Source organism: Candidatus Clostridium radicumherbarum (assembly GCF_045310525.1).
In the GTDB taxonomy this organism is placed as follows: domain Bacteria; phylum Bacillota; class Clostridia; order Clostridiales; family Clostridiaceae; genus Clostridium_AT; species Clostridium_AT radicumherbarum.
Genome location: NZ_JBJHZY010000001.1, coordinates 36,214 through 50,830 on the forward strand (window position 1 = coordinate 36,214; position 14,617 = coordinate 50,830).

General features: G+C 35.8%; 5 protein-coding genes and 1 riboswitch. Of the genes, 4 read left to right on the forward strand and 1 reads right to left on the reverse strand.

Annotated features, from left to right (window positions below; translation table 11 throughout):
• Positions 1-22: 22 nt before the first annotated feature.
• Positions 23-1,636 carry an alpha-glucan family phosphorylase gene (gene glgP / locus ACJDUH_RS00290; protein WP_406763147.1) on the reverse strand — a complete coding sequence of 538 codons (1,614 nt, stop codon included), beginning with the start codon at positions 1,634-1,636 and terminating at the stop codon, positions 23-25.
• Positions 1,637-1,824: 188 nt separating this feature from the next.
• Between glgP and ACJDUH_RS00295 the strand changes: the two genes are divergently transcribed.
• The 4 genes from ACJDUH_RS00295 to ACJDUH_RS00310 all read left to right on the forward strand — a co-directional run bounded on the left by ACJDUH_RS00295 (position 1,825) and on the right by ACJDUH_RS00310 (position 14,609).
• Positions 1,825-2,562, forward strand: a complete 738-nt coding sequence (locus tag ACJDUH_RS00295) for a tetratricopeptide repeat protein (protein ID WP_406763148.1) — start codon at positions 1,825-1,827, stop codon at positions 2,560-2,562.
• Positions 2,563-2,795: 233 nt separating this feature from the next.
• On the forward strand, positions 2,796-3,572 hold the full coding sequence (locus ACJDUH_RS00300; protein WP_406763149.1) for a DeoR/GlpR family DNA-binding transcription regulator: 777 nt from the start codon (positions 2,796-2,798) through the stop codon (positions 3,570-3,572).
• Positions 3,566-4,495: a 1-phosphofructokinase gene (pfkB, locus tag ACJDUH_RS00305; protein WP_406763150.1), complete on the forward strand. Its 930-nt coding sequence runs from the start codon at positions 3,566-3,568 to the stop codon at positions 4,493-4,495. Before ACJDUH_RS00300 ends, pfkB begins: the two co-directional genes overlap by 7 nt.
• 186 nt (positions 4,496-4,681) lie before the next feature.
• Positions 4,682-4,766, forward strand: a riboswitch (cyclic di-GMP riboswitch).
• 69 nt (positions 4,767-4,835) lie between these two features.
• A complete protein-coding gene (locus ACJDUH_RS00310) occupies positions 4,836-14,609 on the forward strand; it encodes a peptidoglycan-binding protein (RefSeq protein ID WP_406763151.1) in 9,774 nt (3,257 codons plus the stop codon).
• Positions 14,610-14,617: the final 8 nt, after the last annotated feature.

A 14,617-nucleotide genomic window follows, 5' to 3' on the forward strand; every position in this document is an offset into this window, starting at 1 on the left:
ATTATAAGGGGAATCAAAAGTTTTATTTAATATATAGCTTATTATAATATTCTTCAAGCATTCTCTTAGTAGAAAAGGCATCCTTTGTAGTTCTTATGCTTTCCTTCATCATTTCTACCCACTTTGCATTATTATTGTAATAGGTAGGCACTACCTTATTTAATAAAACATCATATAGGGCTTCTTTGTCGTGCTCATTAATATCTGGAACTTCTCCTTCAGAAACGCCATCTCCAAATTGCCAGCCATTAACGCCATCAATGCATGCCTCTGGCCACCAGCCATCAAGTATGGAACAATTAAGCACGCCATTCATAGCAGCTTTCATTCCTGAGGTACCTGAAGCCTCCAAAGGTCTAATTGGATTATTAAGCCAAATATCAGAGCCTCTAGTAAGCATTCTGCCGATGTTCATATCATAGTTTTCGAGGAATACTACTGCCTTTGGATATTTTTTCATCATGGCAACTAAGTTAGCAACTATTTCCTTACCTGTATCATCTAGTGGATGAGCTTTACCGGAGAAAACTATTTGGATTTTACCTTCTTTAAGATAAGGTTCAATAATTTCTCTATTACTAAAGATTAAATCGCTTCTCTTATAAGGAGCTGCTCTTCTTGAAAAGCCTATTAGTAATTTATCTGCATCAAGCTCTATTCCTGATCTATCTTTAATAAAGGCTATTAGTTCTCTCTTAACTTCCATATGTGCAGACCAAAGATCTACATCTGATTGATAAGCCTTTGTTATTCTTTCATCTACCCAGGTAGGAGTGTGGATAGCATTTGTTATTCCTATTATTTCAGAACGGCCAGCAACATCCTTCCACATTTTATTAGCTGTTTCTGCATGAAGCTGTGCAACTGCATTAGCCTTTCTTGAAAGTCTTAGACCTGCTACTGTCATGTTAAAGGGACTACCGCCAAGTCTAATCATTTGATCTTTAGTAAGACCATTAAAGGCTCCCATGTATTCAAGCTTGTCAATTGGGTGAGATTCGTTTCCTTGAATTATTGGAGTATGTGTTGTAAATACAACCTCATCTCTAGTAGCCTTCCAAGCTTCTTCAAAGCTTAAACCAGAGCACATTTTTTCTCTTATTAGCTCTATTGCAGCTAAATCAGCATGTCCCTCATTAAAATGATAAACATCAACAGGTATCTCAAGTGCTCTTAGAGCTTTAACTCCACCTATACCAAGCACAATTTCCTGAGCTATCCTTTCTTCTCCAAACCAGCCGTAAAGCTGTCCAGTTATCCACTGCTCACTGTTTTCAGGAATATCAGTATCTAAAAGATATAATGGATTATTTCCAAACTCTTCAGTTTTCCATACCTTACATACTACATCCACATTTCTTATTTTAACAGTAACCTTAACACCGGTGTCCTCTAAGAAGTCATATTTATAGTTTTTATAAGCATCATAAGGCCTGCCATCTGCTCCAATTACTTGATCGCCGTAGCCTTGCTTCCACTTTAAACCTATTGCTACTAGAGGAAGCTCTAAATCCTTAGCACCTTTTAAATGATCCCCTGCAAGTATTCCAAGTCCACCTGCGTACATTTTAAAGTCAGAATGAAGTCCATATTCCATGCAGAAATATGCAACCCTTGGAAGTTTTTTAATATCCATAATTTCCTCCTTTTCCTTTAATCCTAATTTTATATTTATTTAATAAGATTATACACTTTAATAATTCCGTGTGCAAGCGATTGCATAAAAATATTAAGTGTTTTTTCTCTCTATAAAATAAATCGCTGTATTTAGTAAATTATGTAGTATAATTAATTTAATATCTAATTAACATTTGGAGGATTTATATGTTCAGGAAGTTTTCTATGGGGAGAAAAATAATTATATTTGCTATTGCAGCAGCAATTGGCATTGGAATAATAGTTTATAATGGTGTGAGCAATTGGAAAATTGCTCAGCTTAAAATAAAAAATAGCAGCGTCAGTGGAGAAATAACAGCTGCTAATAGTAATAAGGAGGCCTTGGATAAGGAAAAGCAGCTAAGTGAAGAAGCGGCGAATAAAAAAGAAGAAGAAGCTAAAAAGGCTGAACTAGAAAAACAGCTGGAAGAAAAATACCAAACAGCTTTTACAGACTTCCACAGTAAAAAGTACAGTACTGCTATAACATTAGCTGACGAAATTATAAATGCAGACAATAATTTTTACAAGGCCTATAGTATTAAGGGAATTGCCCTATGCTATTCAAACAAATACATAGAAGGCATGAAAAATATTGATAAAGCTTTAGAAATAAAAAGTGATTATGGCTACGGACTCTTTAATAAGGCACTGGCACTAGAGCTTTATGCTCATTATGATGATGCCCTTGTTTGGTATGATAAGGCTTTATCAGTAGAAAACAATTATATTTGGAGTTATTATGGTAAAGCTAGTATATATGGAAGAAAAGGTGATGTTCCAAACACCATTAAAAACTTACAAACAGCAATAAACATTGACAGCAGCGTAAAGGAACTTGCAAAAGAGGAACCTGACTTTAATAATGTTAGAAATAGTAAAGAATTTCAGCAGCTCCTTAAGTAGAATTAAGCAAATATAAGCATAAATAAATGCTTATATTTGTTTTTTTTATAGTCAGCATAGCAGAATTCCGCGCAGCTTCTTTATTTTGAATATTGCACTGTAGCCTTTTAAAGGGTAATTTTACTTTGCAGACTAATACCTTGACATACATGAATTTATACATTATAATTTTAACAAATAATCATAAATAATCACACATGAGCATAAATAATTAATGAAAAGAGCTGTTGTGCATGTTTTCTGAAGAAAGACAAATTAAAATATCAGAGCTGTTAAAAGAAAAAAGCAGTATTAAGGTAAATGAATTATCAAATGTTTTTAAGGTATCTGAATCAACAATTAGAAGAGATCTGCAGGAAATGGAAGCGAAAGGATTCTTGGCGAGAACTCATGGTGGAGCAGTAAGTAAGGAAAAAGCTATTTTTGAGCCTAGCTTTAAAGAAAAAGAAGATAAAAGGTATATTGAAAAATTATATATTGGTAAAATAGCTGCAGCCATGATTGAGGATGGAGATACAATAATACTGGATTCAGGAACTACAACACTGCAGCTGGCAAAGTGTATTAAAGCTAAGAATATTACTGTAATAACAAATTCCATAGATATTGCCTCAGAGCTTTCTAATAGAAACGATATAGAGATTATTGTAACTGGGGGAGCCTTTAGAATAACTACAAGAGCTTTAGTTGGACCAATTTCAGAAGGGGTATTAAAGAATTTTAAAGTGGATAAGGCCTTTATTGGGGCAAATGGCATATCTATTAAAGAAGGTATTACTACTCCTAATCTTCTGGAAGCTCATATGAAAAGGGAAATGATGAAGGCAGCCGGCAAGGTTATATTAGCCGCTGACAGCTCCAAGTTTAATCAAGTAAGCTTTGCAGTAATAGGTCCAGTTACGGCCGTCGATTTAATAATTACAAATTCTGATTTAAATGAAAATGTTGTTAAGGAATATAAAGACATAGGAGTTGAAATTATTAAGAAAGGGAATGAAGAATTATGGTAATTACAGTTACTCTTAATCCTGCATTAGATAAGACTTTAACCATTGACAATTTTAATTTAGGCATAGTAAATAGAGCAGGAAGCATCAGATATGATATTGGGGGCAAAGGTATTAATGTTTCTAAGGTATTGAAAAATTTTAATATTGATTCGGTCTGCACAGGCTTTTTAGGCGGGGTTTGGGAGAATTATTTTCAGGATGAACTTAAGAAACGAAAAATTGACACAAGCTTTGTTCATATAGAAGGAAGTACAAGGACAAACACAAAGGTAGTGGATTCAATAAACAAGGTTTATACTGATATAAATGAGGCAGGCCCAGAAATAACTAATGAAGAATTAAACTGTTTTTTAGAAAAATTTGAAGCACTTTGTAGTAAAGGTGACATTGTGGTGCTTTCTGGGGGAGTAAGCGCTTCCATTCCTATAGACATTTATGGAAAACTAATAAAGCTTGCAAAAAAGAAGGGCGCTGTTACAGTACTTGATGCAGATGGAGAGCTTTTAAAGCATGGATTAAAGGAGAAACCTGATTTAATAAAACCAAATATCCATGAACTTCAAAAGTTAATGGACTTTCAAAAGGAAGATGAGGAAACAGTAATTAATGCAGCAAAGCAGCTTATTGAAACCGGGGTGAAAAAGGTGTTGGTATCCTTAGGGGAAAAAGGAGCCATTTATGTTACTAAAGCTGGTATAAATTCCTGTGAAGGCTTAAAGGTAAATGTAAAAAGCACTGTTGGAGCAGGAGATTCCATGGTAGCTGCCCTTGTTTACAGCTTAATAAACAGCTTAAGTGATGAAGAAACACTTGCCTTTGCCAATGCCTGCGGAGCGGCATCTGTTGAAACGGAAGGGACAGAGGCTTGTTCATTAGAGGAAGTAAATAAATTAGTACAAAAGGTTAAGATTAGGCATATATAGATTAATAATTGTATATTTAAGTAATATTTATAAGGACTTGTGAACTATTTTTTAGTGTAGTTTCACAAGTCCTTTTATTATAAGAAATGGAATTAAATAAAAAGTATTTATATTTTTACTAATTTATGTTAACATATAGTTAATGCTCTAAAAGTTGACAATTTATTCAATAATTTAACAAATTAACATAGAAAATGGCAAATTTATCGAAAGATAAAGACGCAAAGCTGCGGGTCTAAAGGAGAAATCCTATGACAGCCGGGCTGCCTAAATGGAACCTATTTTTCATTTCTAATATCACGTCTTTGCCTTTGTCTATGGAATTAATCAGGGGGTTATCATGAAAAAACAAAATCGAATAAGAGGTTTAAGTATCTTGCTTACTTTCTTATTCTTTCTCAATTCAAGCAGCACTGTATTTGCAGCTGCTGCAAACACCATAGCAAGCATTCCTGTAAAGGGTGAATACTATGGAAAGGACATAAATCAAAATACAGATAAGGTTAATGTATTGCCGCAGGACACTTCTAAAGCGGTGAAAGCTCTTAGAAAACCACAGGTAAACAAAGCACAAATAAAATCGAATTACAGTAAAGACAAGGAAAAGTTAGAAAAGAGAACAGAGAATAGTAAAACCTATAAGCTTGATGCAAACCATGACGTAACAGAGGTATATCTTGATAAAATACATTACAAAGATAAAAATGGGAACCTTCAAGATATAGATAATACTCTTGTAGGAAAAGGAAAAAGTAGTACAGAATACTATGAAAATAAAGCTAATGACTTTACGACTACCCTTCCTGCCTTAATGGATAAGGATAATGGGGTAACCATGAGCAAGGACGGATATTCCCTAACCCTATACCCTTATGAGGGCGACTTTAGTAAAAGTGCAGTAAATGAAAACGCTATACTTTTTAATGATGTATTTGAAGGTATAGACTATCAATATACAGTACAGAACACGAGTTTAAAGGAAGATATAATACTAAATCACTATGTGGATAAAAATGAATTTAAATATTATATATCAGCAAAAGGTTTGACATTAAAAGAAGAGTCAAATACAATAGCGGCTTATGCAAAGGATAATGACAAGCCTCTATTCATTATAAATGCACCTATAATGACAGATGCCGCAGGAAAAGTTAATACTGATCTTCAAATTCATCTAGATAAGAAGCTCTTCGGTAAAGACATTATTACTGTAACAGCAAATAAGGAATGGCTTCAAGATAAGGAAAGAGCTTATCCAGTAAAAGTGGATCCAGATATTGAAGCAATAACTAACATACAATCAACTCACGTTGAGGAATCCAACCCTAGTGAAAGATATTTTGGGAATGGCTTCTTATATGTAGGTAATGAAACTGGGGAATTGTCTAAAGTACCGGGTGGTTTGGGACATACCCAATCATATTTAAAATTTCCAGTGAATATAACTCAAGACAAGAAAATAGTTTCAGCTACTTTAACTTTATATAGATATACAACTGGAACAGATGCTGCAAGAAATATTCAGCTTTGCAGCTTGGACCAACCAGTGGATTTAGTTGGCATGAGCTGGAGCAATAGACCAATGGAATATACTAAGGTTGATACGCAGTCTGTTTCTGGTAATGCAACAAAAAGCAGTCCTCAACCAGTAGTTTGGAACATAACAAGCTTAGTGCAAAAATGGGCATTAGGTGCTCCAAATAATGGTGTAACTATTAAAACAGAAAATGATAACGATCCACCAGAAACTTTCTCTGGTGGTGTTAGTAATAACTGGTGCCAAGCTGCACCTTATGTTGAAATCACATCTGAATATAACAATCCTGTAGATACGCAGACTCCACTTGATTCTCCAAAAGTAAACCTAAGACCCTTGAGCAGGCATACAAGTGATGGTTTATTAGCTCTAGATGGAGTATTTGCAGACGGTATAGCAAAACCTGGCTCAGCAGTAACCTACAGCTTAGAAGATGAAAGTCAATCTTATACTGGTACTGTTGATGCAGGCTACTCCTATAAGTATCCTAATAGCGACTTGCTTACAGGGACGCCTTACAGCGGCAGCATCTATAAGGATATAGTAAGTAATTGGCAGGCTTCAAATATTTTTAAAGGTTATTCCTTCAACACTTTATATAGCATTAAGGCTGTTGCAGAATTAAATGGAGTAAGCGGTGCACCAGGGTACAGCGATAGTTTTCAAATTTATCAGGTACAAGCTAAGGATACAATTCCGTATATAGCTAATTTCTATGGTGTACCTGCAGCTACTATTGAGAAGGATAACAGTGTTAGAGACAGCCTTCTTATAGAAGGAAATACATTGTTTATTAGAAATCCTATGAAAAATCAAGGCAAAGCTTACACCCCTGCACCACTTAGTGATGAAAAAAAGAGGGAAATAGATAGTGCCCTTATGGGCAGAAACAAGCACTGCGTATATGGCTTTGAGCCTATAAACCTTATTACAGGAAACTTCTACTATAATGCAGTAGATGCTTCTGCAAGTGATTATAATGGGGATTTCTCTATTATAAGAACTTATAATGCCAAGGGAGAGCCACACGATGGCTACTTTGGAGTAAAGTGGGATTTTAATTTTAATAAGTCCTTATCTCAGCTAAAAGATGGTACAATCATTTTCAATAAAGGGGATGGAAATGCTAATTACTACAGACCAAATGGTGATGGAAGCTATAATGGTCCTGTTGGTGATAATCTTAAGCTTACCTTAGTACAGGATGAAGCTATGCCTAGCATAGGTTATAAAATATCCGATGGACTAACAACTATGCTATTTAACAAAATAGGGCTATTAGCTTCAGAAGCTGATGTAAAGGGGAATGCAACTAAGCTTACCTATGATGAGAACTATAAACTAACTAGCATAACAACTCCTTCAGGTAAAGTATTTGGTATTGCTCTAGATGGACAGGGAAGAATAAGTACAATTACTCTTCCAGATACAAATACTCTTCATTACAGCTATGATGATAACGGAAACTTAATTTCCTTTGTAGATGCCAAAGGCGGGGAAACAAAATATTTTTATGATGAAAAATCCAGGATGACTTATTTTACTGATCCTAAGGGAAATAAGGTAACCTCCAATGTTTATGACAGCGAGGACAGGGTAGTCAATCAAACAGATGCGGAAGGAAAGACAATTACAATAAATTACTATGATGGCTATAACGAAGCTCTTGATGCCAACGGGAACAAAACACAATATTATTATGACTCAAGTTATAGAATAACAAAGGTCGTAAATCCTGATGGCACTGTAGAGCTTACAACCTACGATGATAATAATAACGTAAAGACTAAAACTGATGCCTTAAAACATACTACTACCTTTGAATATGACAGCAGAGGCAACAAAACAAAGGAAATACGCTTCGATGGAAAGGTCCAGTCCTACCAGTATGATGTAATGGATAATATGACCTCAATAACTGACTATTCAGGAAATACTTCTACTATGACCTATGACACAAAAGGAAATCTTTTAAAGCTACAAAAACCGGAAAATAATAGCTATAGCTTTAATTATAATGATAATAATCAAGTTTCAACCATGGTGAATCCTGAAGGAAAGGTAACAAGCTATTATTATAATGGTGCAGACCTATCTAAAATTGTGGATGCAAAGGGAAATGCCTATAAGTACTATTACAATCCAATGGGAAAGGTTATAAGCATTGAGGACCCATTAGGTAAAATAACTAGAATGTCTTACAATGAGAGCGGTCAGGAATTAAGTACCTTACTTCCAAATGGTGCTAATTTAACCTATGGCTATGATATTAATGGAAATAAAACATCAATTACAGATGGGAATAAAAAAGTCACAGCTTTTGAATACGATAAATTAAACAGGCTTTTTAAGGTTACAGATGCCTTAGGAAACCTAACTCAATATTTTTATGACGGCAATGGCAACATGATTGAAGAGCTTAATCCTAGAGGCGGCAAGAAGCAATATGAATATGACAGCTTAAATAGACTTGTAAAAGTAATTGATGAGGGTCAGGGAGTAACAACCTATGAGAGAGATGCTCTTGGGAATATTATTTCTTCAACAGACCCTACTGGGAACAAATCCACCTTCACCTATAACTATGCTGTTAATAAAATAGAAAAGGCTGTAGGTGTTTTGGGACAAACCCTTCTTCATGAATATGATGCAGAGGGTAATTTAATAAAATTAACATTACCTGATGGAAATGTGGAGCAGTATAAATATGACAGCCTTTATAGACAAACACAATTTACAGACATAAATGGGCTTATAACAAATACCACCTATGATCCAATGGGAAATGTTACTCAAATTAATGATAGTTTAAATAGAAAATATAATTATGAATATGATGAAAATGGCAATCTTATTAAAACCATTGACCCTCTAGGCTATGAGAATAATTATACCTACGACAGCAGAAATTCATTAATTTCCAGTAAGGATGCTGCAGGAAATGTAACTAACTACAGCTATACAGCCACTGGGAACTTAATGCAAACAACGGATGCCCTAGGAAACTCGAAGTCCTATGAGTACGATCTTAATGGAAATTTATTGTCGGAAACTTCACCAAATGGCTACAAGAAGCTTTACAGCTATGATGCACTAAATAGGCTGATCAGCGTAAAGGATCCATTAAACAATCTTACTCAGTACACTTATGACAAAGCAGGAAATGTTGATAAGATTATAGATTCACAAGGAAATGCCACAAGCTATGAATATACTGGGACAAACCTTCCTTCTAAGGTTACAGATGCCATAGGCAACGTACTCCAAATGAACTATGATAAGAATGGAAATGTGATTCAGCTTGTATATCCTAATGGAGATTCTTTATCAATGACCTATGATGGAGAAAATAGATTGCTTTCTTCCACAGATCCAGCTGGCTTAAAAAAGAGCTATGAATATGATATTATGGGTAAACTTACAAAGCAGGCAGACAATGCCGGCAATGAAATTCAAGACTCCTATGATAGCTTTGGAAGACTAATTCAGCAGAAGGATATAATGGGAAGAACAATTAAATATGGTTATGATTTAGCAGGTTCAATTATTTCTAAGGTTGATATTGATGGGAATACTACAGCCTATGCCTATGATAAGAAAAATAGAGTTATAAATATTACAGACCCTGAAGGCAAGATTACTTCACTTAATTATGATGGTCTTGATAGATTAACTCAAAAGCAAGAACCTGGAGATAAAAAATATACCTATGAATATGACAATATTGGCAATTTAATTAAAACTATTGATCCCTTGAACAATGCCACAGGTTACAAGTATGATAAGGACGGAAACCTTACTGAAGTTACAAATTCCAAAGGCAGCAGCAAGACATATGGATATGATGCCTTAGACAGGCTTACAAGCTTCAAGGATGAAAGAGGAAATATAAACAGCTTTACCTATGATGGAAGAGGAAGCCTTATAAAGGTACAGGATGCCATGGGAGGTATTACTCAATTCAAATATGATGCCTTAAACAGGCTTCAAATGAAGGTAGATGCCTTAGGCTTTGACACACAATATCAGTATGATAACCTTAATAATTTAACAGCTGTAGTTGACGCAAAAGGTAATAAGACAAGCTATGAATACAACAAGCATGGGCTTACTACAAATATAACAGATCCGCTTAAGGGTGAAACACAGTTCCAGTACGACTTAAACGATATGCTTATAAAACAGATTAACCCTATGGGAGAAACTTACAGCTATAGCTATGATAAGGTTCATAGAATAGCCTCCATAACAGATCCAGAAGGCTATATGAAGAGCTTTAACTACAGCAGCCTAGGAAACTTAGAAAAGGAGTATGACTCTGCAGGAAATACTACTACCTATACCTATGATAAGATGCACAGGCTTTTATCAGAGCAAAACACTGCAGGATATGTTACCAGCTACAGCTATGATTCAATTGGAAACCTTAATTCTGTTAAGGAGCCAAACGGAAACATAAGCTTATATGAATACGATGCCTTAGACAGAGTTAACAAAACCGTAGATCCAGAAGGAAAGGCAACAACCTTCGAATATGATTCTTTGGGCAATATAGTAAAGGTTGTTAAACCTGGAAGCCAGGAATACAAATTCACCTACGATGAGGCAAACAATCTTTCAAGTATGGTAAACCCACTAGGGGAAACTACAAGTTATACCTATAACAAAAATAATATGCTGACAACTGAAACTAATCCAATGGGAAGCAAAACTACCTACAGCTATAATGCCTTAAATATGCTTACTCAAGTTAGTAATCCATTGGGGTATGTCACAAAGTACAGCTATGACAAGAATAAAAATTTAGCCTCTGTAACAGATGAAAATAACAACAAAACTTCTTATGATTATGATGAGCTAAATAGGCTGATAAAGGTAACGGATCCTTTAAATCAGGAAACAAAATATGGCTATGATAAATCAAGTAACCTTATATCCGTAATAAACGGCAATGGAAATGAGACTAAATATTCCTATGATAAGGTTGGAAGAGTTACATCAGTTACAAACCCACTGGGAGAAAGTGAAAGCTACAGCTACAACCCAATAGGTACAGTAGCAAGCTACATGAAGCCTGATGGCAGTAAAATAAGCTATAACTACGATATATTAAATAGGCTTGTAGCTAAGAAATACAGTGATAACAGTGGACAGCAGCTTGATAATAAAACTGTAAGCTACAAGTATGACATAATGGGAAATCCTATAGAGATGAAGGGAGAAGAAGGCACTACAAGCTATCAGTATGATAAGCTGAATAGACTTCAAAATGTGAGCTTTGCCACAGGAGAAAACGTTAAATACTTGTATGATGAGCTTGGAAGAAAGTCAGAGATTATTTACCCTGATGGAAAATATGTAAAATATAACTACGATGGTATAAACAGATTGAATTATGTGGAAAACTGGAAGGGTGAAAAGACCTATTATAGCTATGATGGAGCAGGTAGAAGAGTTGCAGCAATTCTTCCAAATGGCACAAAGGTAAGCTATATATATGATGCAGCAAACAGACTCACTAAGCTTGTTAACTCAGACAAGAATGGAAGCCCAATATCTACCTACGAATATACCTACGATAATGCAGGAAACATAGTAGGCGAGAAGCTTACCTGTAAGGAAAATAGCTATACAAGAACCTACAGCTATGATGCTTCCAATGAAATTATTGGCTTTACAGAACAAGAAGTAGATGAAGACGGTACAGCCCAAGTAAAGAGCTACAATTACAGCTATGACAAGGATGGAAACAGAATAGCTGTAAGTGTAAAGGATGGGGATTCACAAAATACTACAAGCTATAAATACAATGAAGCAGATGAGTTAGTTAGTGAAACCAAAGACGGCGATGGAAGCATAAAGTATGAGTATGATAAAAACGGAAACAGACTCCGAAAGATTATGCCAGGTCAGAAAATTGAGTATTATGAATATGACCTTGAAAACAGACTGCTTCAAATAACAAATCCAAGCGGAGAAGTATTAACCTTCGGTTATGACAGTGATGGAAATAGGCTATTCTCAACTTATGGTATATACTTCAAGCCTCAGAAGGGTGTAGAAGAAGATAAACCAAAGGATGTGGACACTAGCAATGGATCGGAAGCTGGAACAGCAGGAACTGGAACAGAAGTAAATATGCCATCATCCACATCAAAGAATAATAAAGCAGAGGCACCTTCATCAAAAAATAATACACCTGCTTCAACTACTAAGTCTAATACTGCACTAGCTGCTAATACTAATGCTAACTCTTCAAACAGTGAAGCAAAGGGCAGCCCAATTGCTTCAGCAAATGGTGCAGCAAATAATACAGCTGCCTCAGAAAATGAACAGCAGAAGCAAAGTGTTAATACAAAGGCTCCAGATAAGAAGGCTTCACCAGAAGTTAAAACTGAAAATAAATCCTTCATACAAAAGTTTGTGCAAACAGTAAAGGAAGGTTTCATCAAATTTACTTCCATGGTTTCACAAGGGATAAAGAAAGCAGCAGAAGCCATAGCTAACTTCTTCAAGCAATTATTTGGAGTAAGCAAGGTAAAGGCAAAGGAAATGTCCTTTGTTTATGCAGAAAAGCTTGAAAGCAGCAATGGAAATGGAAATAGCAGAAGTAATGGTAGTGATAAAGATAAAAGCAATAATGGAAATGGCAATGGTAATGGCAGCAGTGGGAGCAATGGTAATGGAAATGGCAACGGAAACGGCAACAGCAATAACAATGGCAATAATGGCAATGGAAATGGCAATAGTGGTAATAATGGTAATGGTAATGGAAACGGCAATCACGGCAGCAATAATGGCAACAATGGTCTTCACCTAGGCTGGTACAAGAGGCCAGATCATCCACAAAACCCAGGGAACCAAGATCCGCTGGACAATACAAGTAATTATGAGATAATTAATTATGTAAATGACATATCTCTAGCAAATCCGCAGGTACTAATGACCTCCGATAAGAACGGAAACTACACAGAGGCATACACCTATGGATTAGACAGAATATCCGCTGATAATCTTACAGCTGATGATTCAGGAAAAAATAATCCTCTATACTACTTATATGATGGCCGGGGAAGTGTGGGACAGGTTATTAACAGTAGTGGTGAAGTAAAAAACAGCTACAGCTATGATCCCTTTGGAGTTACAGACCATGATGGACCTTTAGGAAACAGCAAGGCCCATTATCAGGACTACTTTGGCTTCAATGGAGAAGAGTATAATAATATTAGTGGTCTGCAGTACTTAAGAGCAAGATACTATGAAGCAGACAGCGGCAGGTTTTTAACTAGAGACAGCTATATGGGTAATATAATGAACCCTCTTAGCTTAAATAGGTATGATTATGCATTGAACAATCCAGTTATGAACATAGATCCAAGCGGAAACATGGCATTAGCCATTAATGATGATGGCGTTGCAGCAGCAAGCAGCTATGGAATGCTAAGAAATGGGTCCAGCGGCAAAGATGTAGCACTGCTTCAGACAATGTTAAGTGCAGCAGGCTTTAACCCAGGTACAATAGACGGTATGTTTGGAAACAATACAGAAAAAGCTGTACGTGCATATCAAGCAAGTAAAGGCCTCTCCGTAGATGGTATAGTAGGAAACCAGACTTGGGGAGCACTACGAGGAGTAGGAACAGCCTCATCAACAGCTTCAAATAGTGCTGCACTACCAATGCTGAAAAAAGGCTCAACTGACACAGACACCATAAAAAAGCTTCAGAAGGCTCTTATAGCACAACATTATGATTTAGGTCCCTCAGGTGCTGATGGGATATTTGGAAATAAGACAGAGCAAGCAGTATTGAACTTCCAGTGGAGTAAAAACTTAAGTGTAGACGGTATAGTTGGCAGCCAGACCTGGGGAGCATTACTAGGACAGAGTAAAGCCTGTGATGGTAAGGATTATATAGGTAGCCAGGGGACGGGTAATTCTGGTCATATCACACAAAGCACGTATAATAATACAGCTTCCGCTGATGAAATAATTACTATTATGTCTAACCGTGGGTATCCAATAACCTACACAAGAGGACAGTGGGAGATTGCTGGAGAAATAATAACAGCAGGTGCTGTGTTAGGAACGATAGCTAGTATTACTGATCTTTATGTAGCAGGTGGTTTGACAGCTTTAAAAGATAAGATACTATCAATATTCAATAAGGGGGCGGGTGAAGCTGTTGCTGAGGATACTGTTATACCTTATAATGAGTATGAAAATATTTATAATAGTTCCCTTCATAATGGTTTTAACAGCAATGATATTATGCTTGGGAAGTATGATGGAGGCAGTCCAACAAATTATATAAATCAAGCAAAGAATTTAGGATATAAATATTTTGATTTAGGTGAAGACTGGGGGGCCGTCCAACAAAAATATAATTTAACTGATTCTGATATGTTTAAGTTATTTAATGAATCATTTTTGGATGACGGTATTAACTCAGGTAGTACATTTCATTTTTCCCAGAATCCTATTGGCGATACGGGAGCTTTAGGAGAAGAATTAAATTATCTTATGCAAAATGGGTATAAATATGACCCGAGCACTATGATAGCAAATCTAATAAATTAATAAAGGAG